At 57.2% G+C, this 22635-nt stretch carries 28 protein-coding genes and 1 tRNA gene; 8 read left to right on the forward strand and 21 right to left on the reverse strand.

The features are described 5' to 3' along the window. Positions 1 to 107, reverse strand: a 107-nt coding sequence (locus EPO61_12570) for a twin-arginine translocation signal domain-containing protein (protein TAJ07563.1), incomplete at its 3' end; no start/stop codon positions are given. Positions 108 to 697: 590 nt separating this feature from the next. Between EPO61_12570 and EPO61_12575 the strand changes: the two genes are divergently transcribed. Beyond that, positions 698 to 772 (forward strand) — tRNA-Gly (locus EPO61_12575). Here the strand turns inward: EPO61_12575 and EPO61_12580 are convergent. Next, positions 751 to 1827 carry a site-specific integrase gene (locus EPO61_12580; protein ID TAJ07614.1) on the reverse strand — a complete coding sequence of 359 codons (1077 nt, stop codon included), beginning with the start codon at positions 1825 to 1827 and terminating at the stop codon, positions 751 to 753. The genes EPO61_12575 and EPO61_12580 overlap by 22 nt on opposite strands. Positions 1828 to 1846: 19 nt before the next feature. After that, positions 1847 to 2449: a DNA-binding protein gene (locus EPO61_12585; protein TAJ07564.1), complete on the reverse strand. Its 603-nt coding sequence runs from the start codon at positions 2447 to 2449 to the stop codon at positions 1847 to 1849. Between EPO61_12585 and EPO61_12590 the strand changes: the two genes are divergently transcribed. Together EPO61_12590 and EPO61_12595 are read left to right on the forward strand one after the other, a co-directional pair. Beyond that, positions 2448 to 2933, forward strand: coding sequence for a DNA repair protein RadC (locus tag EPO61_12590; GenBank protein TAJ07565.1), 486 nt, complete (start codon positions 2448 to 2450; stop codon positions 2931 to 2933). The genes EPO61_12585 and EPO61_12590 overlap by 2 nt on opposite strands. A 45-nt stretch (positions 2934 to 2978) precedes the next feature. After that, entirely contained in the window at positions 2979 to 3161 is a 183-nt protein-coding gene (locus tag EPO61_12595) for a hypothetical protein (GenBank protein ID TAJ07566.1), read from the forward strand. Positions 3162 to 3403: 242 nt separating this feature from the next. On the opposite strand, the gene EPO61_12600 is transcribed toward EPO61_12595, so the two are convergent. The 8 genes from EPO61_12600 to EPO61_12635 form a co-directional block, all read right to left on the reverse strand. Further along, positions 3404 to 3619: a hypothetical protein gene (locus tag EPO61_12600; GenBank protein ID TAJ07567.1), complete on the reverse strand. Its 216-nt coding sequence runs from the start codon at positions 3617 to 3619 to the stop codon at positions 3404 to 3406. 152 nt (positions 3620 to 3771) lie between these two features. Then, positions 3772 to 4779, reverse strand: a complete 1008-nt coding sequence (locus EPO61_12605; protein ID TAJ07568.1) for a hypothetical protein — start codon at positions 4777 to 4779, stop codon at positions 3772 to 3774. An 89-nt stretch (positions 4780 to 4868) separates the two neighbouring features. Continuing rightward, positions 4869 to 5090, reverse strand: a complete 222-nt coding sequence (locus EPO61_12610; protein TAJ07569.1) for a hypothetical protein — start codon at positions 5088 to 5090, stop codon at positions 4869 to 4871. After that, complete coding sequence (locus tag EPO61_12615; GenBank protein TAJ07570.1) at positions 5087 to 5464, reverse strand: DUF2523 domain-containing protein; 378 nt, start codon at positions 5462 to 5464, stop codon at positions 5087 to 5089. Before EPO61_12615 ends, EPO61_12610 begins: the two co-directional genes overlap by 4 nt. Continuing rightward, entirely contained in the window at positions 5377 to 6660 is a 1284-nt protein-coding gene (locus EPO61_12620; protein ID TAJ07571.1) for a hypothetical protein, read from the reverse strand. Before EPO61_12620 ends, EPO61_12615 begins: the two co-directional genes overlap by 88 nt. 137 nt (positions 6661 to 6797) lie before the next feature. Continuing rightward, positions 6798 to 7058, reverse strand: a complete 261-nt coding sequence (locus EPO61_12625; GenBank protein TAJ07572.1) for a hypothetical protein — start codon at positions 7056 to 7058, stop codon at positions 6798 to 6800. Between the two features lie 210 nt (positions 7059 to 7268). Next, the gene (locus tag EPO61_12630) at positions 7269 to 8120 is read right to left on the reverse strand and encodes a hypothetical protein (protein TAJ07573.1); all 852 of its coding nucleotides are present in this window, start codon (positions 8118 to 8120) and stop codon (positions 7269 to 7271) included. A 97-nt stretch (positions 8121 to 8217) separates the two neighbouring features. Then, on the reverse strand, positions 8218 to 8508 hold the full coding sequence (locus tag EPO61_12635; protein TAJ07574.1) for a hypothetical protein: 291 nt from the start codon (positions 8506 to 8508) through the stop codon (positions 8218 to 8220). Positions 8509 to 9463: 955 nt separating this feature from the next. On the opposite strand from EPO61_12635, the gene EPO61_12640 reads away from it, so the two are divergent. Genes EPO61_12640 through EPO61_12650 form a run of 3 tightly spaced genes read left to right on the forward strand, consistent with a single transcriptional unit; the run spans position 9464 to position 11665 of the window. Next, complete coding sequence (locus EPO61_12640; GenBank protein TAJ07575.1) at positions 9464 to 9928, forward strand: very short patch repair endonuclease; 465 nt, start codon at positions 9464 to 9466, stop codon at positions 9926 to 9928. Continuing rightward, positions 9886 to 11016, forward strand: coding sequence for a DNA (cytosine-5-)-methyltransferase (gene dcm / locus EPO61_12645; protein ID TAJ07576.1), 1131 nt, complete (start codon positions 9886 to 9888; stop codon positions 11014 to 11016). The genes EPO61_12640 and dcm overlap by 43 nt, the downstream gene beginning before the upstream one ends. Before the next feature lie 19 nt (positions 11017 to 11035). Then, entirely contained in the window at positions 11036 to 11665 is a 630-nt protein-coding gene (locus tag EPO61_12650) for a hypothetical protein (GenBank protein TAJ07577.1), read from the forward strand. 313 nt (positions 11666 to 11978) lie between these two features. Here EPO61_12650 and EPO61_12655 read toward each other — a convergent pair whose 3' ends face one another. Genes EPO61_12655 through EPO61_12675 form a run of 5 tightly spaced genes read right to left on the reverse strand, consistent with a single transcriptional unit; the run spans position 11979 to position 14711 of the window. Beyond that, positions 11979 to 12338 (reverse strand): hypothetical protein, encoded by a 360-nt coding sequence (locus EPO61_12655; protein ID TAJ07578.1) that lies wholly within the window; start codon positions 12336 to 12338, stop codon positions 11979 to 11981. Positions 12339 to 12346: 8 nt separating this feature from the next. Then, positions 12347 to 13732: a ThiF family adenylyltransferase gene (locus EPO61_12660; protein ID TAJ07579.1), complete on the reverse strand. Its 1386-nt coding sequence runs from the start codon at positions 13730 to 13732 to the stop codon at positions 12347 to 12349. Then, positions 13729 to 14127, reverse strand: coding sequence for a hypothetical protein (locus EPO61_12665; GenBank protein TAJ07580.1), 399 nt, complete (start codon positions 14125 to 14127; stop codon positions 13729 to 13731). The genes EPO61_12660 and EPO61_12665 overlap by 4 nt, the downstream gene beginning before the upstream one ends. Then, positions 14117 to 14434, reverse strand: a complete 318-nt coding sequence (locus EPO61_12670) for a hypothetical protein (protein TAJ07581.1) — start codon at positions 14432 to 14434, stop codon at positions 14117 to 14119. Before EPO61_12670 ends, EPO61_12665 begins: the two co-directional genes overlap by 11 nt. A 52-nt stretch (positions 14435 to 14486) precedes the next feature. After that, complete coding sequence (locus EPO61_12675) at positions 14487 to 14711, reverse strand: DUF2188 domain-containing protein (protein ID TAJ07582.1); 225 nt, start codon at positions 14709 to 14711, stop codon at positions 14487 to 14489. A 194-nt stretch (positions 14712 to 14905) separates the two neighbouring features. On the opposite strand from EPO61_12675, the gene EPO61_12680 reads away from it, so the two are divergent. Further along, on the forward strand, positions 14906 to 15292 hold the full coding sequence (locus EPO61_12680; GenBank protein TAJ07583.1) for an XRE family transcriptional regulator: 387 nt from the start codon (positions 14906 to 14908) through the stop codon (positions 15290 to 15292). After that, positions 15289 to 15924: an ImmA/IrrE family metallo-endopeptidase gene (locus EPO61_12685; GenBank protein TAJ07584.1), complete on the forward strand. Its 636-nt coding sequence runs from the start codon at positions 15289 to 15291 to the stop codon at positions 15922 to 15924. The genes EPO61_12680 and EPO61_12685 overlap by 4 nt, the downstream gene beginning before the upstream one ends. A gap of 16 nt (positions 15925 to 15940) precedes the next feature. On the opposite strand, the gene EPO61_12690 is transcribed toward EPO61_12685, so the two are convergent. From EPO61_12690 to EPO61_12710, 5 genes are all read right to left on the reverse strand, one after another. Continuing rightward, on the reverse strand, positions 15941 to 16516 hold the full coding sequence (locus EPO61_12690) for a hypothetical protein (GenBank protein ID TAJ07585.1): 576 nt from the start codon (positions 16514 to 16516) through the stop codon (positions 15941 to 15943). Between the two features lie 758 nt (positions 16517 to 17274). After that, positions 17275 to 18225: a sel1 repeat family protein gene (locus EPO61_12695; GenBank protein ID TAJ07586.1), complete on the reverse strand. Its 951-nt coding sequence runs from the start codon at positions 18223 to 18225 to the stop codon at positions 17275 to 17277. After that, complete coding sequence (locus EPO61_12700) at positions 18222 to 20549, reverse strand: DUF3488 domain-containing protein (GenBank protein TAJ07587.1); 2328 nt, start codon at positions 20547 to 20549, stop codon at positions 18222 to 18224. Before EPO61_12700 ends, EPO61_12695 begins: the two co-directional genes overlap by 4 nt. Beyond that, positions 20420 to 21529: a DUF58 domain-containing protein gene (locus tag EPO61_12705; GenBank protein ID TAJ07588.1), complete on the reverse strand. Its 1110-nt coding sequence runs from the start codon at positions 21527 to 21529 to the stop codon at positions 20420 to 20422. The genes EPO61_12700 and EPO61_12705 overlap by 130 nt, the downstream gene beginning before the upstream one ends. Before the next feature lie 84 nt (positions 21530 to 21613). Beyond that, positions 21614 to 22564: a MoxR family ATPase gene (locus EPO61_12710; protein TAJ07589.1), complete on the reverse strand. Its 951-nt coding sequence runs from the start codon at positions 22562 to 22564 to the stop codon at positions 21614 to 21616. Positions 22565 to 22635: the final 71 nt, after the last annotated feature.

Raw genomic sequence — 22635 nt, forward strand, 5'->3', positions numbered from 1 at the left:
TCGATGACCGGCTGGAGCGCCGTCAGCGCGAGGGCCTTATCGGCCACCGCCACCGCCGCGACCGTCCCGGCCGAGACCTTCAAGAACTGTCTGCGTGATAAAAACATCGAAAACACCTCCTAAGTTGAACGCTGGTAACCCAGCACAAAAGACCGGACTACAGAACCACTGCTTTCGATCACCCCCCTCCTCGTTGGATTTGCGCCATCGGCCCGACCAGAGTCCTGGAAACTTCCCCGACTTTCATGCATAAATGGCCGTTGGACGCATTGATGATGACCACATGGCCCACAAAGAGAAGCAATATTGGCACCAAAATGCCATAAAATTTCATACGCATAAAAAAACATAAACAATTGATAGTTAAATGAATTTAATGTTTGCTTTTCAGGCGACTTTGCGAAAAACTGGCGTAGTTGAGTAGCAATAGTAGCGCCGGAAGGATAATAAGATGAAATTGTGATAATAATATTAAATAATTCAACATCTTATATTTATATTTCTTGGCGATACCGTTTGGTAACGAAACGGTGCAATGTTACATGCTCTTTGGGGTGCGGACCTCAGCCGAAACCGGCTTTGCCGATCAGGGTGAAGTACTTATTTATGTCGGGGGAAGCTCAGCCTGGTATACCGAGTTCGGCTTGACAGTGGGACAACCGATGAGTAGAATCGGTTCCTTCTGCGGGTCGTGAGAGCGGGAATAGCTCAGTGGTAGAGCATCGCCTTGCCAAGGCGAGGGTCGCGGGTTCAAATCCCGTTTCCCGCTCCAACTTTTCCACTACTTACAATCAGGCCCCTTTCGATCGGTGCCCGATTGTGACTAAATTGTGACTGACGCTCGGTCGTCAGTCGGTCCAACACCGCCACTCCATCCCGCAAACTCTCCGGCGAATGATGCGCGTAGCGTTGCGTCATCACCGGAGATTTATGGCCGAGGAGCCGCTGGACTTTGTACAAATCCACGCCGGCATGGACCAGGCGAGTTGCGAAGGTGTGCCGCAGGTCATGAAAGGTCAGATTCTCAACCCCGGACTTTTCTAACGCCACGTAGAAGCCGCGCGTCAGATTCCGCTCGTCTCTCATCGTGTCGCTGGAGGTCGTGAATACCAAGTCCTGAGATTTGACCCTTCGGCTCTGTTTCTCCACCAACAATTCAAAGACCCGCCCGTTCAGTGGAATGGTCCGGTGCTCCTTGTTCTTGCTCTTCATGACCACGAGGACCCCGCGAGCGAGATCCACGTCCTGCCATTTGAGCCCGAGGATTTCTCCCCGCCGCATCCCGGTATTGAGCGCGAAGGTGATCAGCTCCTGCAACCAGGAGGGCGAGGCACTGAGCAGGCGCCCCTCTTCGTCGGCAGTGAGCCACCGATCGCGCGCATTATGGACCGGCTCCAGGGAGACTCGGTGCATCGGATTTTCCCGGCACCATTCCCATTCCCGAATGGCCACATTGAACAGATGGCGCACCATCCCCAGTTCTTTGTTGATCGTGGCCGGTGCTGCACCGTCCGCCCGTCGTTTCACCTTGTACTCACCCAGCAGTTTGGAACCGACCTGATAGACCAGTTTGTCTCCGAAGCATGGCAGCAAGTGATCGGCGCATTGCCGGTCTCTGAGAGTGCTTCCCGGCGCCTTTGTCACTGAGACCTCCTGCAAATACCGCTGAACCATTTCGCCGAAGGTCCGCTGCTTTTCTTCCCTGGTCTCGAAGAACCGCCCCTCGATAATCTGGACTTGCAGTTTCGCTAGGATGGCTTGCGCCAACCGTCGATCTGCCGTCCCTGTGGAGCGTCTGACGCGCCCACCGTCATAGATAATCGTCATCCACCAGACCTTTCCTCGTCTATACAGCCCCATCTCGGACCTCCTTTCCGATGGAGCCTGATATCGGCCTGGTTTCCCCAGGACCAGTATAGACTTGGCGCTTCGCCCTCGCAATGAGAACGTCGATGTCCGCAAGGTCTTTTTTCTCAAACTGCATCTGTCCAAATGGAGGCAGAGGTTTGTTCAGCGACCCAAGCCACTGCTCGATGTCCTCGCTCCGAAATCGAATCAGCCTGTGCAACTTGACGAAGGGGATTTTCCTCTGTGCCACCCAGGCGTAAAGCGTTGACGGAGTCACCTGCAACTGCTTTGAAAGGTCCTTAATTGTCAGAAGCATGAGAACCGTTTCCCTCTGACAAAACGGGGGGGAAGTCTTCGCCATCCCCCCGCTCCCCCCTACAATGCGCCCGCGTGTCCGCCGGCGTTGGAGCTGAAGTCCCAGCGGTTGCGGGACGAGGCTGAAGAGCAGCGGCCCACGCCTTCCCGGTTCCCTCCCTCCAGGCCCCTCCCGTTCAGTCCTGGGCGCTGCGAGAGCCTCGCCCGATTGACCCTTCACGCCCACACCCCCTGAGTTTGTGCGGGGTGGGGCGAAAAATGTTTTTTTGTGAGGGGAGGGTGTCATGTCTAAGCCGGTGTCGGTGAGCCAATCGTTACCTGTTGCCACGCCCTACCGTGTGCCCAAGTACCGGATCAGCCTAGTCCGTGAACCAGGCTATTCCGCCCCCTCCCGTGTGCTCTCCGACTCCCGCAGTGCCGCCACCGCTCTGCGCCCCTTGTTCGACGGCTTGGACCGGGAACAATTCGCCGTCTGTTGCCTGGATGCCAAGCACGCCATTATCGGCGTCAACATCGTCTCCACCGGCTCGCTCACCATCACCGTGGTTCACCCTCGTGAAGCTTTCAAAGCGGCCATTTTGATGAACGCCTGTGCTTTCATCTGCGTTCACAACCACCCCTCCGGCGATCCCACCCCGAGCCCCGAGGATCGTGTCCTGACCAAACGCTTCCGGGATGCCGGTGAGCTGCTCGGGATCACGCTCTTGGACCATCTGATCCTCGGCGAGGAGCAGGTCTACAGCTTCGCCGATCAAGGCTGGCCGGTGTAACCGATGACGGCCAAGACACTCATAACCACCGAAAGGAGTTCGAGTATGTCTCTGACGACTGTTCATCATTCCGCTCCCACGCCCCACACCTGCAGCGACTGCGGCCAACCGGCCGGTTCGCTGACTCCCGTCTTCGATCCCAGCACCAGGGCCGAGCTGGCTCTGTGCCCGTCTTGCATGATGGCCTTTGCCCATCGCCAACGCTTCCATCAGGGTTGCTGCGACTAGCGGCCTCTCAAAGCCGGGGAGGGGCCACCCTCTCCGGCTCTCCTTCTCAGTTCAACAGCCGCATGATCCACTTGACCCCGGCGGCGACGATGGCCAGGCCGATGGCCGCGGCGCCCCAGGCAATCAAGTCGGCTTGCAAGGTTTGCCCAATCGTATGAATGGCGGTGGCGGTCATGGTGTGGTCTCCTTGGTTGGCGAAAGGACGGACGAGGGGCGCGCTCCCCCGCCCATCCCCTCCGCCCTTAGCGCACCAGCCCTCTGACGCGCCTAAAGGCGTAGATGGCCAGGGCCACGCCGATCAAGGCCGTAGCCCAGAGCAGGATGTCCGACTTGACCGTGGCCACGTCGGACGACACCGGAAAGATCGGCGTCGCCTGCGCCCAGGTCAACGCCGGCACCACCAGCGCCACCGCGAGGCTCAGCACGACCGCCCGGACGGAGTGAACAAGCCGTCTCATACGGCACCTCCTTGTGATGGTGGACCCGCCCACCCGCGCCCCTGGATGCTCCCAGGGGAGAGACCCCTCAGGAATGAGGGGCGATCAGTTTCGTAATCAGGCCCACGGCGTAGCCGAGGAGCCAGAAGATGGCGGTGTAGTACGCCAGGGCGTTAATGGCCGTTTGATTCATAGTGGATGCCCTCTCCCACGAGCCGCGCCAGCGGCCCGTCCCGGAATTCCTTGACGAAGATCCCGTACCGGCCGGTGATCTGCGAGGCGGTCAGGATCGATCCGTCCTCCAACAGATAGCGCGGCATTCGTTCTTCGGCCGATCCCTCCTCGACGACCAGGACCCCTTGAATCCGAATCCCCGGCGCAGCGGGCTCGGGCTCTCCAGGGCTCTCAACGACTGGAGGGGGCGAAAGGGGTAGGGGAGCCGGGTTGCCGGGCAGGGGCTTCGGCTTGGAGGTGGCAACGGTGGGTGCGTGCGCATTCGCGGTCGTCTCCAGGCTGGTCCAGGGTTTCCACAAGACCAGCGCGACCGCGAAGAGGCCGGCCACGAGTCCCGCGGCGACCTTGGCGCTCTTCCAGACCGTATGCGCCCGCTTCTCTTCCCGGATCGCCGCCGCCGCATAGCTGGAATAGTAGGCGTAGACCTCCGGCGAGTATTTGAAGGTGAAGGTGCGGATGATCTCCTGATCTTCCGGGTTCCCCCGCACCTTGGCTTGCGAATGGCGCTGCAGGCCGACCAGGGCCAGCTTGCGGAACTTGACCGTGGCCTCGACCAGCCGCGTCACACCGCAACTCATTTGCTTGTAGTCCTGGCAGCAGACCAGCACATCCACGCCATAGTGTCTGTGGGTCTCCAACCAGCGCAGGAGGGACTTGTCCACCCGTTCCAAGGCCCGAAAGACGGTCTGGGCCTCGTCGATCATGACGAGGGACTGCGGTTCCACGCTCCGGTGCATCGCCAGGACATCCATCGGATCGCCCCAGACCGTGATTTGTTGCTGCAGGTCGGCCAGGGGGATGCCGGTAAAGAGGGCCAGCCGGTCCAGATAGATGCCGTCCACGTAGAGGTAGATGCGCCGGCCTTTGCGGACAGCGGGGAGCAGTTTCTCGGCCACGGCGTAGTAGCTCTTGCCGGAGCCTGGAACGCCCTCATAGAGTTCGATCATTTCGGTCTCCTGGTGTGATCCCACAGCTCCAGCATCAGGAGGAGACAGCCCAGGATGAACAATGATTGAAGAAACCGAGGCAGCAGCATTTAGATCCCCGTGTCCTGCAGCATCCGCTCGATCTGATCCACCACAACCCGGAGGCGCGGGGCCACCATGACCTGGAAGCGCCTGACTAACTCACGCAGAGCCTCATCATGGCCGTCCCGTCCTAATTCCCAGAGCATGACGACTTCCAAGGCGTCGTGCGGGTCGAGCCCCTGCTGTTCGTGATGCGCCGCCCACATGGCCCAGATGCGTGGATTCCTCATGATCCCCACCTCACAAACGGAATGGTTTGAAGGGTGAACCGCGTCACCATCGCTCCGGCGATGATGGCCAGGGCCTGCGACATGCCCGTGGCCCCCAGGACCCAGGCATATTGGTCCGGGATCACCGGCACCGTGAGGCCGGCGCTCCCCAAGCCCGCGATCGTGCTATCGGCGACACTGAGCAACGAATCCCAGGCCCAGAGGTACAGGTCCTGGAGCGAGAAGAAGAAATCCTGGAGCCAGCAATAGATGAGATTGAGAATGCCTGCCGCTGCGTCCATCGGTGTTACCTCCCGACAAAGATGATGCGATAGGCCGCGAGAGACGCCACGGCGATCACGAGCGTCCGCAGCGCCGTGAAGGCCCAGGCCCATTGGTTGAAGTCCACATGCTGGGTGCCGAACATCGAACTGGGGAGGTCGATCACGGGCAACGTCGTGGGCCAAGTCAGGTTCTTCAAGAGATTCACGGCTCCGATCAGACCTGACGAATTCCAGAGGGCCTGATGCTGAGCCAGGACCGTCCCCATCGTGCGCTGTTCATGGCCGGCGGCTGCTGCGCAGGAGCTGGTCGCCGTCGTGGTCTTGGTCTCGGTCTTGGACCCGTCCGGGTTCGTGACCGTCGTCGTCGTGGTCTGGCTCTGCTGCGTCGTGGGGGAGGTCGTCTGGGTGCCGGACGGAGACGGGACGTTCTGAGCCACCACGATATCGGTCGGCGCCACTTGCGAGGCGGGCTTGACCGAGGTCTGCATCTGGGTGGCTCCGGAGGGTCCCGGCGCCACCGCGACCGTCTGCACTTGCGCGGCTGTATCCGGCGTAGCGCCTAAACCCAGCGGCTTGCTGTTGCTCGGGATCGAGTCGGGACTGCTGGCCGGCAAGCTATTGAGATAGTTTGTGGCGTCCTGTTTCGTCGGCGCCGAGCTGGTCTGCGTCGAAGGCGTGACCCCACCGGACGGCACACAGACATACACGTTGACCGGCGTCCCATCGGGCAGTTGCGCCACCACCGGCCCCGAGCGTGACGACGCCGGGTTCAGATTCGGGACCGCGTTGGCCGGAAACGGTCCGACCACATATGCGTAGCCGTACCCGCAGAGACCATCGAAAAAACTGCCGCTGGTCTGCACCGTGGCCCAATGGTTCATATTGGCATTCGACAACCCAGGCCCGACGGTAACAGGGCTGCCACTCCCGGATGTGATGGACCACAAGGCTTGACCCAGGTGCGGCGTGATGGTCTGGGCAAGAGATTGCATCTTGGCATCCGAGTAGAAGGTCTGGTAGAGCGCGACCCCGGCCATGACGCCCAGGGCAGCCCAGCCCACCGGGCCGGCCACGGCGCGGATGGCGATGGAGGCCGGCGACGCGGCCGAGGCCGCTTCCGCCACGGCGCTGACCACCGCCGGTTTCGTGGCGGCTTGATAGGCGATCCATTCGGCCTGGGCCACGACGCGGGCATAGGCGGCAGGGGAGACGAGGGACAAGGCCTCCTTCGGCCAGATACAGAACATGACCAGCAGGAGCCAGGTCAGGCCGAGGTAGGAGGTCAATGCGAGTGCGGCACGAATCATAGTTTCCCTGCCAACAAACCGGACAAAAAAGCCAGGAGGAGTACCACGGTCACGACGAATGCTGGGTCCATCTGGCCCTCCTTCTGATCTTCCCCACTGGCGAGGCCCCACCATCGGGGCCCCGCCGCCCGCACGCCTTACCGCACCGGTTCAACCGCCATGAGGTCAAAGAAGGTCATCCCCAGCTTCGGCACCGGCCGGACTTCCACCGTGACCTTGACCGGCTTCTGCTTGAGCGCCTGGCAGGTCTGGAGCAAGCCGGCCGAGCCTTCCGGGATGTTCAACTTCATCGCCCCCGGCTCCTGGCCTTCCAGGTAGACCTCCACGCTTCGGTAGAGCTTCTCCTTGCCCTTCCGTTCGCTCGTCCCCAACAACAGCCCTTCCCCATACAGCTTCACGGAACACCTCCTCGGTGAGCGCGCACATGGTCGCCACTTGTGAGCCGCACATGTCGCGGGCGACCACAACGACATGGTCGGAACAGGTCCAGACCGACGCCAAACATTGCAAACAGACCACTAAGACGGCTTCTTCTGCTCCGCAGCGCACACAGCCCCCGGTGAAGCCGTCGGGCCAGGGCAGGGGCACAACACATCTGGTTCGCATGGCTACCCTCCCGGCTCCGGCCCAGGCCGGCCGTGCCGGAGGACCCATTCCAGCCCGGCTTCCGTCAGCCACGTGGTCCCGCCGCAGGTGGTGCACACCGGCTGTTCCTGATCGTCCCCCGCTTCCCCTTCCACGCCCCGGAGGATGCCGTAGGAGCGGATACGCCGTTTGCCTTCCAGGTACTCGTACAGTTCCACGACGCGCGACCCCGGCAGCTTCTTGAGATCCGACATGTACTTGATGACTTCGGCCACCGCCGCCCGAGCTCCGCCGGCCGCGCAGACGAACACGGAGCCTTCGCCCACGAGCTTGCGCCAGATCGCCCGCAATTCGGCGAACACCAGATAGGGCCCGAGGTAGAGCATGTGGACGTGCACGTTGCCGTTGCGGGGGCCGAACTCCAACCCGCAGACCGCCCCGGTCACGCACTCCTTCTTGCCCGGTTCCCGCTTCGCCTCGTGCCACCGCCGTCCCGCCGCATCCCGCCAGAGGTAGCTTTTCCACAAACGGGGGAGGGCCTTGGTAATCCGTTCCACGGCCTCCTGAAACCGTCCGCTCGTCTGCACGGTCAGGGTGATTTCCTTGGCCCGATGGCCTCCGGTGGCCGGATGCCCCTTCATCAGGTTGATCACGCGGTACCGAATGCGCTTGGCCCGTCGAGCCGAACAGTCGGGGCAGACCCGTGTTTCGCACCATTGCGCGATCGTCCGTCCGGTCCCACAGTGTCCGCAGGAAAGCTTGCAGGAGGTCCCGCACCGGTTAAAGCGTTCGGCCGCCAACGCCTTGCCGGCGTTCAGCAACGCCCCATAGACGGCCGTCCGCCAGGATTCGTGGGTATTGTCTTGCAAGGCCATTACATCCACTCCGGGACCGAATTAGTTGTAGTCTTAAGAATCTGAGCACAAGGGGGATCGAAAACGATCTCCGGTCGATTGTCTGGACGTTGCCCGGTCATGTCTGCCTCCGTGCATGCCGGACCGTTGATGTACCCGTCCGACGAATCCTGGCCGGCTCCGTGACACCGCGCGGTCGGCTGCCGCCGATCCGCGCCGGGTCATCGGCCACCGCTCCTTGACCGGCCCGGCCCAGTTGGCGCATGGCTTCCCGGACTTCCGTCAGATCGAACCGCAGGAGTTTGCCTAGGCGCTCACCCGGAATCGTGCCCAGCCGATAGGCGCGCTTGACCGTCCATTCGCTGACGCTCAAGTGCACCGCAAGTTCCTTCGCTGACAACAAACTCATGACATCCTCATGTCCAAGAATGATGACTGCGTGTGACGGTGACTATACGAGGAGGGGTGAGTACAGGCAATTACGCATAAGCGAGCAGATCGAGCGTTATGTGAGCAGAGCGGGGCATGCATCTGACGCATGGCAACTTCGATGCCGAGCCATTAACGAACGCGGGGATCTGCAACCGCTGTGCGTCGGGAGCGACTGGTTAACCGATGAGAAACCGTGAGACGCGAGATGCGTCAGGAAGCAGAAGCCATCGGATGGGCTACTAAGAACTGTGAGCCGCTATATGAAGTGGGCGGAGAACTACTGCCGTCGTACTTGTCCCCAGCTCTATAGGAGCGAACAACTAGCCGTATTTTCCGTTTTTAGCGATGCCACAACAGAAGAGAGGGGAGCCGTAGTGAGGACAAACAGATACGACAACATAAGTGCGTGTATCATTTCTAGAATCCAGAACTAGGAACGCAAGGTGCGACTGATGCGCCCAGTCAGAGGGATTGCTGCAGTGCCTATTTTGCCATGAGCCGGACTGCCCCGATATGTGCGGTTCCTGAAGATAGCAGCGCATGAGTCCTAGCGTGCGATCTTCTGGGAGAAAGCCCTTTGCCCCTCTTCCCTCGGATATATCAACATCCCTTATCCGGAAACACGGCAAGGCTGCAGAGTCTCGCTGACCCTTACAGATCGCATCACTGTGAGGTTGCCAGAGAGATTTCTAGAGTGCTCATCGAAAAACCATGAGTGGCGACCGAATCTTAGGAAGAACTAACGAGGGCTCGTCCTGGACACGGACAAGCAATAAATATACCCAATATGGGGTATGGGACGATAGCCATACACCCTGCATATAGATTTTTGTTGACAGCTGCTCCATGAGGACATATAAGGGCTCTGAAAATTCCCCTTCGAGAAGCGTTTCTAAAAACCCTGAGAGTTAGTAAACTGCCGCTGTGCGACAATGAAGAGCACAAAGCGGAAGTTACCAGCAACGAAGCGAGATCCTGCTGTTATATCCAAGATAATGTCCTCAGTGCGCTCTCAAGGAACTGAGCCAGAGATGCGGCTGCGCAAGGCCGTACGGTCCCTAGGGAGGCGTCTTCGCTATCATCCTACAAATGTTCCTGGTCGCCCAGATTTAACTTTTTCCCAAGAAAAGGTCGCGGTCTTCGTGGATGGAGATTTTTGGCACGGCCATCAATGGCGACTTAGGGGGCTACCATCACTCGCTCACCAGTTCGACCAATCGAGAAATCGCGCCTATTGGATTAAAAAGATCAATCGAAACATTGAGCGTGATCGGAAGATAACGCGTCAACTCCGTCGTCTCGGCTGGCATGTAATACGTTTGTGGGAAAGTGACATCAAAGCGAAGCCCGATCAATGTTTGCGTCGGATTCGTCGAACAATCGAGAGTGTATCGTGACCAGGAATCGCGCGGCAGAGTTTTTTGCAGGGATCGGTCTCGTGAGGATGTCACTCGAACGTGCTGGGTGGCAAGTCAATTTTGCCAATGATATTGATCCGTCAAAATTTTCCCTATACCGAGCTAACTTTGGTGATCATGACTTTGTTTTAGGGGATATACGAAATATACGCGCCAAGATGATGCCGAGTATTGCCCTCGCCACAGTATCATTTCCGTGTATTGATCTCTCACTAGCAGGAAACAGAAGCGGCTTAAATGGCCAACATTCTTCCGCATATTGGGAGTTCTACCGGATCATTAAGGAGATGGGCACTCGGAGACCTTTTGCGGTTATGCTCGAAAATGTTCTTGGGCTTCTCTCATCCAACGGCGGAGAGGATCTTCGAGCAATCCTCAGTTCCCTAGGCACGCTAGGGTATTCTTATGACATTGTTGTGGTGAACGCAGCGCACTTCGTCCCCCAAAGTCGTCCCCGCCTATTTGTGATCGGGTCCCTATGCCCTCGGCCTAAGCGATTTTCGGGTCTTCAATCGCACACAACACGTCCTCGACAGATCCTTGAGTTTATAGGAAACCATCCAGCTCTCAAGTGGAACCATCTAATCTTACCTCCCTTGCCGCAAAGAAAACACGATCTTGATGATCTAATGGAACGATTTCAGAGCACATCACCTATCTGGTGGGATAAAAACCGGCAAGCTCGTCTGTTTCACCAAATGAGTCCCCTACATAAGAAACTATTAAGCGATCTTATTGGGTCAAAGCGAACGAAATTCGCGACGGTTTATAAACGAGTGCGGCCGGCAGGGTGCCGAGCCGAGGTAAGAGCTGACGGAGTGGCAGGGTGTCTAAGAACTCCTCGAGGGGGAAGCAGTAAACAGTTTGTGATACAAGCGGGTTATGGCACATGGAGAGCTCGAAACATGACTGCTCGAGAGTATGCTCGCCTCCAAGGCGTACCTGATACTTTCAAAATCGACGTCCCATACAACGATGCTCTCTTTGGCTTTGGAGATGCGGTGTGCGTTCCAGCGGTTGAGTGGGTAATTAACTACTGCGTAAATCCTCTTCTACCTTCCTTTTAATCCTAACCCGCGATCAATTATGAAAGACATTCCTCAACCCAAGGCATACAAAACAGGTGGCCCCCCCACAAATCTCGACTTTGAAAAAGCGTTGATGTTTTTCCACGCTTACATGTATGGCCCAGTCCAGGGGAAGCTTAGACTTTATTCTGCTCGCGGCGTCAGACCTGGTGGAGTCGCCATGTCATCAGACTGGGAAGTCTTTGCATCAATGCTCGTGAGAGATCTTGGAACTAAACTCGGATCGGGTATTGATTTGTCTGGGTATGAAGTCAAGTCTGCAGAGGATGGCGGAAGTTATGAGTACCAATATCACAAGAACACCGGAAAGGACAAACTGCGGAAAGACATGGAGGTCGGACACTTATTCTTTGATCATCGCAACAATTTGAAAAACGTTGATCTTCGATACGCTCACGGGAGTTGGCTGAAAGAACAGTTCTTCGAAAGCTGGCTCAAGCAATATCCTGAGCCATACCCGCAACGATATAGAAAAAGTATCTCATTCGGTTGGATAAAACAGAATGGGGTCCTACTCATGACCTTGAAGGATGGAGAAGTTATCTTTCCCTCAATCGTTGAGCAGGTAGCCGAACCTGGTTCCAAAGAGAAACCACCAGCGTCTAAGCCTTCGCCAAAAAGTAAGTAAAGACCAAAAATCGAGAGTTCTGTTGGTTGTGCCTAAGAAGCATTATTATGACTCCTGCCTACGGTGTGGCGGCTGAAAAGTTATTAAGATCCCGAACTCTTCCTCAAAGCATAACTGCAATATCTCATTGCTATCATCTGGAGAAACGGCCCAGTGGACACCATCAACAGACCTGCCCATGCAGGTACCCTCTTGCCCAGTATGGGACCCAGCTAGGATAATTACTCGCTTACCCGTCAGGTCATCGGAGGACATCAGTTCACCCGCTCCTAATTTTCAATACTACAAGATTTGTTCTCAAATACAAAGCTGTTCAGATACCTCCCGATGCCAGACCGGCGGGCCTAAACCATTCCACACGGTTATTTCTAATAAAAAAATGACTCCGGCAGCCTCCCTGACGCCAAATTGAAGGGGTCAAGCTCATAGTTCCATCACGATGATGGATCAATCGCCAACATGGCCGTGCATCGGGGAGGAGATTCAGATGAATGATGCCCCCACAACTACAGGGGCACTGCATTGCAACGGCCCAGAGATGCCTTCCCTCACCCAATAAGTACAGCTTTCCCTTCGCCAGACAGTCAGGGATCTCATCAACTTGCTCAGAGACAAGAACCTGCCTACCTTTGAACCACTGCGACGCTGACTGCCAGAGTTTGCGCCAATTCATGACATTGCCTAAACGCTTAGCTCAGGCATATCTAGCAACGGTGTAACATCACCTCTTCCTACGTGTCGCGAGAGCACTTGGCAGGGAGTACCCTCAGGCTCGCAATAAGTGTGTCCCTGGATCAAGCTCGAGCGTACGACCGCAAACCCACTGTTCTTATCGTATCGGTATGGATGCAACCTAGCCAAAAATTCGTTCACAGCCATGCTTGCCAACTGCATGTTAACGCTAACCACCGCCGGCCGTTCCTCATCAACGCCCCTAAGATAGCCTTGCCGTACTTGCTTTTCATACAATGCGCGATTCGTTCGCATGACACCTTCCGCTTCCACCCGATCCATTGTGTATACACCTCGGCTCAGAAGGCTTGACCCGTCTGGTTGAAGCGCATGAACCGTACCACACACCTGGGCTATTCCTCCCTCACCGTCTGCATCTAGACGAATACCAACATCGAAATATGGAATGAGATAGAACGTCGCCAGACGATTCAAGACATAACGCCCCTCTGCTCCATCCATACACCCAAACACAACGTCGCTGGCTGCCAGAGCTTTCACACTATCTGGTGTAATTAAGTTATCTCGAATCAGCTGAACTTCGGTCCCAAGTCCCATTTGAGCAATAACTCTTGCCGCGACCTCAACTTTGAAGCGGCCAAGAAAGGCGTCTTCTTTGGTGGCATTTATAATCCGGTTTAGATTCTTCTCCTCTACGCGATCGGGATCAACAAGTATTAGCCTTCCAACTCCAAGTCGGGCCAAAAGTTCGACAACTATACTTCCCGTCCCCGAACATCCCACTATCCCAATGGTGAGATTCCTCAGTCTAGTCGTTGTTCCCGCTCCAAACAGCTGAGCATGCCGACGAGCAAATTCCGGTACCTTATGGGCGGGGGCACCTGGATACCAGAAGAGTAGGTCATCACCAGCAACTGCAACGCTGGATAGTGGAGCGAAGGCTCCAGATTCAAGGATTACGCGGCCCCAAAGGTCACCGTTGGGGACCATTACCAGACTTACATGTGGGTCGTCAGTGTCAGTCCACGCATAAACGGATGAAAAAATAGCATCGTCGGATTTATCGTCCGTCGAAGAAAATTGGTTGGTGCCGGTTGGGTGCGAGTGTATCTTCACGATCGCCATGTTTCGTTTTGCTGCTTCTTCGAGCAGCGGCAGTAATTGGCCCGTTGGCCATTTCACATGGCATGGGTCTCTCTCACAGTCTGCATGAGAAATAGGTACTACGGTGCGGAGGGTAAGAATATGTTCGTCGGAGCCGTTGTGTCGGCCGCACAACCCAACGGCGACGGCTTCACAGCCGTCGCCGGGAAATAGGTGGCGTTTGATCGTCGCATATTGACGACCCGTGATTCTGAGCTTTACACGGCTCATGAACGGTTAAGCTCCCGAGAGAGCCAGTCGTCAACGAGTAGCAGATGCGTCGAGATGTCGTCCACGCCCGAGCGCCAAGGATTCTGGGGTGTTCGATGGCGAGACCATTGTTGCCACTGTCTACCCTCAAGAGGATGCGGGGTAAGCGCTTTGATTGTCAGGCCGCTGACGAGCGCTAAGTGTGGGTGAAAGTACACCATATCGAGCCCCCCATCAGGATACGATGGGGTGACTCTAAGGGCCGCACTCGCCGCCCGGAGATTGTACCCTGTGGGAATTGGGTAATCGTGAATGATAAGCCAACGAGTACCCGCCTCTATTATGGTCTCCCACGACAGTTGGCAACCGTTCAGATGCTCCTCGTCACCTTCAGGGAGACGAAACTCACGCCTCATGGCTCCCACCTTCCGTGGTATCGCGCGGCGTCGTCATAAAGCGCTCGACACCGGGCTGCCTCAGGTCGACAACTTCGTTGGGACCAATCACTTTGACTTGGCCACCGCGAAGCTTCTGCGAGAGGATAAATCCCTCTGGCTTTTTATCGACCAAGCTCAGAATCTCCCGTCCGGTCAGCTGTGGTTTCTCCGTCACTCGGTATTCCTTGTCGATCCGGATACGATACCTCCGTGCTACTGGAATCGGCTTTCCCGCCTTCGACAATTCTTCGATATCAACTTCTTCTTCCATAAGTATCTCATTCATACGAAACCTCCTTGTTGTCTATACACATCCCTCACGGCGAACCTGTTTTCAACTAGCCCCGCGGAGGAAATGGGTCCTTACCGTGGGAATCCCTTTCTCTGATTTGCCCACCCCTGTCATGAATGAAAAGCTCTGTCCCCTGGTTCTGGGCAATCTCACGAGCACGCTCAATTGCTTCCCGCTGGGTGTCATGGACTGAAGATGCACGGTCACCGCCAGCCGGCTTCACTGCCCACCCGTCTGGATGGGGAACCACATGCTGATTGTGTTTCGCCATTATCGTTCTCCCTTCTAAATAATAGGTTAACCGCGACTACGCTCTCACCTCTACACATCCCTGGAGCTCGCCCTCACCACCTTTTATGTTGTAATTACTTCCCGGAACGGTATAATAGACAAACCAGCCTCGACTGTCAACAAAATTAGGATATTTAATTCCCGTTGAAGGATATTCAGAGAAGGGAGACAGTAATGGATTTATTCGAATACGTCGCCAAGCGGCTCCGAGAGCTTAGGGCGTCTTACGGGGAAGCACCCGGAATATCCCAGGAGGTTTTAGCCAAGGAAATAAAGGTAACACCAAACACGATCTCTCGGTGGGAAACAGGCACGTATCGTCCTTCGCTCGAAGACCTGAACCAACTAGCTCGATTTTTTGGTGTATCTATTTTAGAATTCTTTCCCCCCGAACAAGCGGTTCCTGACGAAGGTATTGCCGCATTGCTAAGAACAGCCAAGCAATTAAAACCTGAAGATCTTGATGAGCTCAGAAGATATGCCGAATTCCGTCGTGCTCGTAGTCTTTATCCGAGCGGATCGCGACCTCAAGCAGGACGCAAAAGGACAGAGGTGAAGTGAGCAGGTCTGCCTATTATGAACAGATGAAATCGCTTGCCCGCGAAGTCCGAAAACATCACGGCTTGACGACGCCTCGTGTTAGCAAGTCCGATATACGGACAATTTATCGAGGGTATGGTATTCGAATCGACCTATGGCCGTACAGCCTGAAGAACCTGCGAGGAGCGTACTTTAACGATGATCTAGGACCCACCGTGATGATTGCCCGAGATCTGCCCCTTGATCCCTACATTTTCACAATGGCGCACGAGTTAAAACATCACTTGGCAGATTCAGGTAAAACCATCCCATCGTACTGTGATCCCTCAAATGAAAGTGATCCAGTTGAAATTGGAGCTGAGGTTTTTGCGGCCGAACTAATATTCCCGGAAAACGACTTCGAAGCCTGGCTACTGGAAGCCCATGTTGCCAAGAGTAACTGCACACCAGATATCTTGATCAAAATGAAACGCGAAACAAGAACAACGCTTAGCTACACAGGCCTTGGCAAAAGAGCTGAACGCCTCGGATATGCTCAGGCAGGGTCTCTCTCTGGAGTACGTTGGAAGAAATTGGAAGAACAGATCTACGGTGAACCAGAATACAAGAGAATCCAACGCTATCGACAAGCTTGTCTCAAGAGCCGTTCTTAGGCACTGCGCCAAGCATCTAAAAAGGGCAAGTCTCCCTAAGAAGAGCGATAGAATTTGAAACGTACGCAGTCAACCCCCTAAATCCCACCTGATAAGATCGGTTCTCATTTCTGCAAATATCACCAAGTGCCTTAAAAGCAGCAAGCGACCCCTTTTCTTTTAGGCGCGCCACGATTAAATAGATAGCTTCAGCCTGTAGCACCTGGGCAATGAACTCCTCCAGATACTCCCTGCCAGACATTCTACTTGAATGAGTTTTTTTATCTCTTCCTTCAACTTCAGGAACAATACGTCCTAAAGAAAGCCCGGCTATGATCATTTGCTGGCCGGACTTTATCCGACTTTCAAACTTAATCCCAATTAAACATTCCGCAATACTATGATGTTCTATTAGGAAATAGGTGTGGCCATCTAAAGGGGAAAATCGCCTATCACCTGACTTTAGCTCATCTGAGAATGCATGTGTTGAAAGTCGCTCAAATGAAATTTGATCCAATGATGGAAGAGCAACTTCATTCATAAAACGCCTAAGTTCTATAGAGTCAATTTCGCGAACTAACACTTCTCGCTTACCTTTTTCTTGGCAACTCATAGTCTCGTAACGCTTAAAAGCCCCATAGTGGCTGGTTCACCACCTAAGAGCAGACGCCTCAGAAAGCATAACCTCCTTGCTCCTGGGAATATACCGCGACTGTGCTAATTTTGTGCTTTTCTGGACCGAAAAGGGTCTAAACAGAGTGGAGCAAATGGAAGGCTAGGAAACGCCTACCTCCGCAATTGGCTCGATTTATGGGAGACCAGACCGCCAATTGCGGAGTTTGAGACTTGGAAGTTTGGGGTGAGTGACGGGTTTCAAATCCTCAATCCACTGTAGACAAAATTGTGACTAAATTGTGACGGAAGTCCTCATAAACCACCTGAACCAATGGTAGTCAAATGGAGACCATTGAAACTTACAAATGCCTAACAAGTTTATAAAAAATGGGGAAACCAGGCGTTCTATCAGGCTATTGTCTTATACCGTCTTTTCGAGTTGCCAAGGCGAGGGTCGCGGGTTCAAATCCCGTTTCCCGCTCCATACCAAACTTCGTTTGATCCGCCTGCTTTGATCAAATGCAGGCGGAGTAGTACCTCATCCTTCAGTAGATTTTCCGCGCTTGGCGTGAACCGCTGGACTTTTTATCGTTTGATCGCGATCGGTGGCCAGCGGAGAAAACCCTTAAGTTCATTCGAATCTGCCATTCGTTTGGTCCCGGCGCTTCGATCATATGCGCCAGGAGAGGTTTTCCCCTCAGTTTGGTTTTTCTTCCTGCCGCGGCTTGAACCGGGACCAGGGGTTTCTTCAGCGAATCAGTGCTTCAAGGAAGCCGGCGAGAATCTAACCTGCCATTCCTTGGCGAGCTTCTGGCCGTCGGCCAGCTGTTGAGCGGTCAGCTTTTTGGCGAACGTCTCCTGTGACCCCAGTGGATCTGCATATCCTCCGAGTCGGGCCAGCGTGAGCCACAGGTAAGCCGACACGTTGTCTTGCGCGACCCCCTCGCCCTTGGCATACATCAGGCCCAGGTTGTGCTGGGCATGGGGATCGCCTTGCTCCGCGGCCCTACGGTACCAGCGCACAGCCTCCTTGTCGTCCTGAGGCACCCCTTCTCCCTCGTCGTACATCAGGCCCAGGTTGTACTGGGCATGGGGATCTCCCTGTTCTGCGGCTTTCTTGTACCAGCGGACCGCTTCCTTGTCGTCTTGAGAGACGCCTTCGCCCTTGTCGTAAGCCACGGCCAGGTTGAATTGGGCCTTGGCGAGTCCCTTGTCCGCTGCTTTGCGGTACCAGCGGACCGCCTCTTCCTGATTCTTGGGGACCCCGTCGCCTTCGTCATACAGAACCCCGAGATTCAACTGGGCTTTCGTATCCCCTTGGTCTGCTGCCTTACGGTACCAGCGGGCCGCTTCGGTTGTATCTTTCGGGCCGCCTTGTCCGTTGGCGCACATCAATCCGAGATTATACTGAGCGGCAGCGGCCCCTTGCTCGGCCGATTTTTGAAACCAATGTCTCGCTTCCTTCTCGTTCCGTTCGGTCCCTTGGCCCTGGACGTACATGAGCCCCAGATTGTGCTGGGCCTCTGCGTCGCCTCCCTCGGCAGCCTGGCGAAACTCCACGAGAGCCGTCTGAAAGTCCCCATGTTTGTAGGCGGTCAGCCCTTGGTTGAAATGGGTGCAGGCGGGCATAACCAGCATCACCACGAGCCATCCCGCCAGCCGAGCGGACGAAAAAGAGTTGTGCAAGAGCATCGAGACACCTCTCATGAGTTTCCCTGTTGCGCGGCGTTGCGTAACCCGTTCAACAGGGCTTCCGCCTGCTGCAACTCCTGCGGCGAGAGGGGGGCCTGCCCGAACCGAACTCGACAGTAGAGCTCGGTCAGCGGCGCGACATACAGGCCGGCATCCGACCAGTCCCTGATGACCATGCCGGCGAATTCGACCGCCGTCGTGCCCGGTGCCTTGACGATCCCGCGCGCCGCCAACAGCTGCAACATCCGGCCGTAGAGGCGGACCACTGTGGCTTGCCGAACGGTGGGAAACTCGGAAGGGCGGCTGTTGCGTCGGTGTTGTCTCCAGACCCATGTGGTGATGAGCAGGAGGAGCAGCAGGCCGCCTCCCCAAACGGCCGTCAACAGGTTCTCCGGCGAGAGCGCGAGTTGCCTGATCCAGTCCTGCAGATTCGCAGTCCATCGGTGAACGGTCGCGACGAGGCCCAGAGCCTGGCCCCGCACCTTCTCGCTCTGTTCCCGGATGCCTTGCGCCACCTTGATCTGGTCGCGGAGGCTGTACTGGATGATGAACCGGTCCCACTTTAGCCGGATGGAGTCGATGACCCGGCCCGCTCCCGCCCACAGTTGGTTCGAGGCGGCGGCAGGCACGCTGGGGGTGGGGTCGAAGGTTACCCAGCCGGAGCGGGGGAAATAGACCTCCACCCACGCGTGGGCGTCGCGCTGGCGGATCGTGTAGTAGCGTCCGAACCCGTTCCACTCGCCGGGCAGGAATCCGGTGACCAGGCGCGCGGGAATGCCCAGCGTGCGCAGCATCATCACCATGGCCGTGGCATAGTGTTCGCAGTAGCCGGTCTTGCGGGCAAAGAGAAACTCCTCAACGGGATGCACGGGCACCGTTGGGCCGACGTCCAGGCTGTATTGGTAGGCGCTGCGCAGGTGCCCTTCGATCGCGACGATCCGGTCATAGGGCGTGCGTGCCTGTGCGGTGACCTGTCGGGCCAATGTGCTGACCCTGGGGCTCAGCTCGGGCATCTGGAGGTACTGGTCGGCGATCTCTTGCGGATACGAGGCGTTCCGGGCGATTCGCTCCTCGTCCTGTACGTGGTCGGGGAACGACCAGGCGCTGTACTGGAACCGGGTCATCGGCGTATAGGGCAGGGACAGGGCGTCCATCTCGTCGGCCCGGAGGAGATCGAAGGAACTCTTCACGGACGAGACGAACGAGGCCGCGAACAATGTCGTCGTGTCCAAGGCTTCAATGAGAATGTCCTGCCTAAGGCCGGTCTGCCCCTCATGAGGAGTCTGGTCGGGGGCAACCTTGAACAGGCCGTCCGCGGTGCGCCAGACCAAGCGTCGAGAGGCCGAGCGTTTGGACCAGGAGCGCCCATTGTAGACGTCGAAGGCGGCGCCGCGGAAATAGATCCGCTCGGCCGCCGAGAGCGGTTCCGACCGTTCGGGGAACTCCACCCGCATGACGACGGTCTGGTCCAGCTTGATCGCGCCCATCGCGCCTAGGTCCACCTGTTCGGAAAAACCGGTGGTCCGGATTTGTTCTCCCCGATGCTTGTTAAAAAAACCGGCCCCGATACGCGGGGTCAGGAAAAAAATCGCCAGTGTGAGGCAGAACGCGCCGATGGCAATCCGGTTGGTGGTCCAGAAGAAACGGCTGGTGAGCGGCCCGGGTCTATGGACCGGGTCGACCGGCGTTCCTGACGCCGACGGCGCGGAGGCCAGCTCCTCGGCTTCGTTACGCAGGTGGTATAAGAGCAGGGTCCAGATGGTGGCTAGGAGAAAGACCACAAAGACGGCTGCATACCAGAGTTCCGTCGTGAGCGCGGCGGCCGAGAGTAGCTCGAGCAGGCTGATCGCATAGAGATGGAGGAAGTCTTTCCGTTCCTGCAGCGTCAAGAGCTTGCTGATCATCAGGAGGACCAGGAAGTGAATCCCGGCCGGCAGCAAGTCCATGGAGATCCACAGCCAGTCCGCCAGAAACCCGGCGAAGGCCGTGAGCAACAGAGCGTTCCAGGTTGGACGTGATAGTCGGAGCAGGGCCCCGGCCGAGGCCGACCCCTCGGGGTCCTTCCACGGAGCGATGGGCGTCAGGCTGGCGAGGAGGGCTGCGGCGCCGGCCACCAGTAGGGCGATAGGGAGTTCGCCGGTCAAGGCCAGCGCGGTGAAACCGGAGGCGGCAAGGATGGCGGAACTCAGTCGCAAGGCTTGGTCCGGTTTCATAGCGCCTCGGAGACCGTTACGACGCGGTTCACCTGCCCCTTTACGCGAGCCAATCGGGGATCGTCCCAGGGCAGCACCAGCAGGGTCAGGTCCCCTTGCCCGGTCCGCTCGCCCAACGTCAGCCATGGGTCCGGCAACGCAGTGGACGTCAGGGTCGGGCTTGGCTGGCAGAGGGCCAGGGCGTGGAAAAGCCGGTGCAGATGCGCCTGTCCGGAATCGTGAGGGATCGCAATCGCTTCGAGGATGAGGCTGATCGCATAGCCCTGTTCGTGGAAAAAAGCCATGAGCGACGCCGTCAGCGCCACCGCCTTTTCGAATCGTGCAGGCTCCGTTTCCGGCACAGCGGTGGGGAGGGCCAACGTGACATGCCGTTGATCCTCCGCTTCCGTTTCCTTGACCATCAGCCGGGCCTGACGGGCCGAGGTTTTCCAGTGGATCGCGCGCGATTCGTCCCCGGCCTGGTATCCCCTGAGGTTATAGAGGGCCACACCCGGTCCGCGGCGAGGGATGGACTGTTCATGCCCCAATGCCGTCAGGTCATGGACCAGGCTCTCCGGAAGCGGCCTGATTTCCGGGTACACCACTAGCTCATCTTTCAGGGGCAGATTCGCGGCTTTCAAAAAGAGTCCGAAGGGAAACTTGGTGAGCAATTTGACCCCATCGAGGCGGTAGAGGCCCCGCTGGGAGATCAGGAGCGGATAGGACTGGATGGTCACGGCTTGCGGCGGCAGGTGGAGTAGGTGGATGCCCCGGTCGATGGCGGTCGAGCCGACCACGTCCATCACCCGCAGGGAGAACGTCGGCAGACGTGGTTTCCGATTTGCGATCGAGAACCCGCCGGTGGCCGGCCGGTTGGCGAAGACCTCCCGGGGCAAGAGCCGCTGAATCTCCAACTGCCGGAGACATTGCTCCGACAGGATCCCCGACATGACGATGAGGCTGAGCATCATCGCCAGCAGAAGGTATAGCAGGTTGTTCCCGGTGTTGATGGCCGCGACCCCGATGGCGAGCGTCAGCAGGACAAACCTGGTGCCGTCTTGGGTCAGGCGGATGGACCGGTAGCGATAGAGCCAGCGAAAGAACTCGCGGATTTTTTCGAAGCGCATCGAAGCTATCGGCTTTCAGCTATCAGCTTTCAGCAGGATCAGCCTCTTGTTTTCTGTGCTGATGGCTGATAGCTGACGGCCATTTCAGAGCGGCACCGGCACGGATTCCACGATCTCGCGGATGATGCGTTCCGCCTCTTCGAAGCGGTGGCCGCCCGCCCGTCCCGCGCTCTGGCCGGCGCTCACCATCACCCGGTGCGAGAGCACCACCGGCGCCAAGTCTTTGATGTCGTCGGGCAGGCAGTAATCCCGGTCCTTGAAGAGGGCGCGCGCTTTGGCCGCTTTGTGCAAGGCCATGGCCCCGCGGGTGCTGACCCCCAAACCAAGGAAGGAGCTCCGGCGCGTGGCCGCCACGATTGCCAGCAGGTAATCGGCCAGGCTCTCGTCCAGGCGGACCTTCTCCGCCCGATGCTGCAGCTCCAGCACATCCTCTGCGGACAGCACGGCGCGCAATTCCTCGGCCGGATGACGGGCCTGTTGCCGATCCAGAATCTTTTTTTCCTCCGCCAGGTCCGGATAGCCGATTTGGATCCGCATCAGGAATCGGTCCAGTTGCGATTCGGGCAGGGGAAAGGTGCCGTGGTGCTCCATCGGGTTCTGGGTGGCGATGACCATGAACGGCTGGGGCAGGGAATGGGTTTGCCCCTCCACGGTGATCTGCGTATCGTTCATGGCCTCCAGCAAACTGCTTTGGGTCTTGGGGGTCGTGCGATTGATCTCGTCCGCCAGCACGATATGGGCGAAGATCGGCCCTGGTTTGAACTCGAAGCGCTGCGACGACTGGTTGAAGATCGAGACGCCCAGGATATCGGAGGGCAGCAAATCGCTGGTGAACTGGATGCGTTTGAACGAACAGTCCAGCGAACGGGCCAGACTATGGGCCAACGTGGTCTTGCCGACGCCCGGCACATCTTCGATCAGCAGATGGCCGCGGGCCAGCAGGCAGATCACCGCCCGTTCCACCACCAGGGACTTACCCCGGATGACTTGCTCGATATTGGCCTGGAGCGAGCGGATGGTCTTGCTGGTATCCATAAATGACTGTCGGATGGATTGTGGGTGGGAATGGTAAAAAGTCTAACAGAGGCCCCCCGGGCCGTCAATTT

The organism is Nitrospirota bacterium (assembly GCA_004296885.1).
Classification (GTDB): Bacteria; Nitrospirota; Nitrospiria; order Nitrospirales; family Nitrospiraceae; genus SYGV01.

What these genes read in the sequence shown, in the direction of transcription:
- EPO61_12580 (TAJ07614.1), bottom strand. Translation starts at nt 1,827, where the DNA reads ATGACGATTATCTATGACGGTGGGCGCGTCAGACGCTCCACAGGGACG.
- EPO61_12590 (TAJ07565.1), top strand. Translation starts at nt 2,448, where the DNA reads ATGTCTAAGCCGGTGTCGGTGAGCCAATCGTTACCTGTTGCCACGCCC.
- EPO61_12585 (TAJ07564.1), bottom strand. Translation starts at nt 2,449, where the DNA reads ATGACACCCTCCCCTCACAAAAAAACATTTTTCGCCCCACCCCGCACA.
- EPO61_12595 (TAJ07566.1), top strand. Translation starts at nt 2,979, where the DNA reads ATGTCTCTGACGACTGTTCATCATTCCGCTCCCACGCCCCACACCTGC.
- EPO61_12600 (TAJ07567.1), bottom strand. Translation starts at nt 3,619, where the DNA reads ATGAGACGGCTTGTTCACTCCGTCCGGGCGGTCGTGCTGAGCCTCGCG.
- EPO61_12605 (TAJ07568.1), bottom strand. Translation starts at nt 4,779, where the DNA reads ATGATCGAACTCTATGAGGGCGTTCCAGGCTCCGGCAAGAGCTACTAC.
- EPO61_12610 (TAJ07569.1), bottom strand. Translation starts at nt 5,090, where the DNA reads ATGAGGAATCCACGCATCTGGGCCATGTGGGCGGCGCATCACGAACAG.
- EPO61_12615 (TAJ07570.1), bottom strand. Translation starts at nt 5,464, where the DNA reads ATGGGCCTGGGCCTTCACGGCGCTGCGGACGCTCGTGATCGCCGTGGC.
- EPO61_12620 (TAJ07571.1), bottom strand. Translation starts at nt 6,660, where the DNA reads ATGATTCGTGCCGCACTCGCATTGACCTCCTACCTCGGCCTGACCTGG.
- EPO61_12630 (TAJ07573.1), bottom strand. Translation starts at nt 8,120, where the DNA reads ATGGCCTTGCAAGACAATACCCACGAATCCTGGCGGACGGCCGTCTAT.
- EPO61_12635 (TAJ07574.1), bottom strand. Translation starts at nt 8,508, where the DNA reads ATGAGTTTGTTGTCAGCGAAGGAACTTGCGGTGCACTTGAGCGTCAGC.
- EPO61_12640 (TAJ07575.1), top strand. Translation starts at nt 9,464, where the DNA reads ATGAAGAGCACAAAGCGGAAGTTACCAGCAACGAAGCGAGATCCTGCT.
- dcm (TAJ07576.1), top strand. Translation starts at nt 9,886, where the DNA reads ATGTTTGCGTCGGATTCGTCGAACAATCGAGAGTGTATCGTGACCAGG.
- EPO61_12650 (TAJ07577.1), top strand. Translation starts at nt 11,036, where the DNA reads ATGAAAGACATTCCTCAACCCAAGGCATACAAAACAGGTGGCCCCCCC.
- EPO61_12655 (TAJ07578.1), bottom strand. Translation starts at nt 12,338, where the DNA reads ATGAATTGGCGCAAACTCTGGCAGTCAGCGTCGCAGTGGTTCAAAGGT.
- EPO61_12660 (TAJ07579.1), bottom strand. Translation starts at nt 13,732, where the DNA reads ATGAGCCGTGTAAAGCTCAGAATCACGGGTCGTCAATATGCGACGATC.
- EPO61_12665 (TAJ07580.1), bottom strand. Translation starts at nt 14,127, where the DNA reads ATGAGGCGTGAGTTTCGTCTCCCTGAAGGTGACGAGGAGCATCTGAAC.
- EPO61_12670 (TAJ07581.1), bottom strand. Translation starts at nt 14,434, where the DNA reads ATGAATGAGATACTTATGGAAGAAGAAGTTGATATCGAAGAATTGTCG.
- EPO61_12675 (TAJ07582.1), bottom strand. Translation starts at nt 14,711, where the DNA reads ATGGCGAAACACAATCAGCATGTGGTTCCCCATCCAGACGGGTGGGCA.
- EPO61_12680 (TAJ07583.1), top strand. Translation starts at nt 14,906, where the DNA reads ATGGATTTATTCGAATACGTCGCCAAGCGGCTCCGAGAGCTTAGGGCG.
- EPO61_12690 (TAJ07585.1), bottom strand. Translation starts at nt 16,516, where the DNA reads ATGAGTTGCCAAGAAAAAGGTAAGCGAGAAGTGTTAGTTCGCGAAATT.
- EPO61_12695 (TAJ07586.1), bottom strand. Translation starts at nt 18,225, where the DNA reads ATGAGAGGTGTCTCGATGCTCTTGCACAACTCTTTTTCGTCCGCTCGG.
- EPO61_12700 (TAJ07587.1), bottom strand. Translation starts at nt 20,549, where the DNA reads ATGGCTGACGTTGGGCGAGCGGACCGGGCAAGGGGACCTGACCCTGCT.
- EPO61_12705 (TAJ07588.1), bottom strand. Translation starts at nt 21,529, where the DNA reads ATGCGCTTCGAAAAAATCCGCGAGTTCTTTCGCTGGCTCTATCGCTAC.
- EPO61_12710 (TAJ07589.1), bottom strand. Translation starts at nt 22,564, where the DNA reads ATGGATACCAGCAAGACCATCCGCTCGCTCCAGGCCAATATCGAGCAA.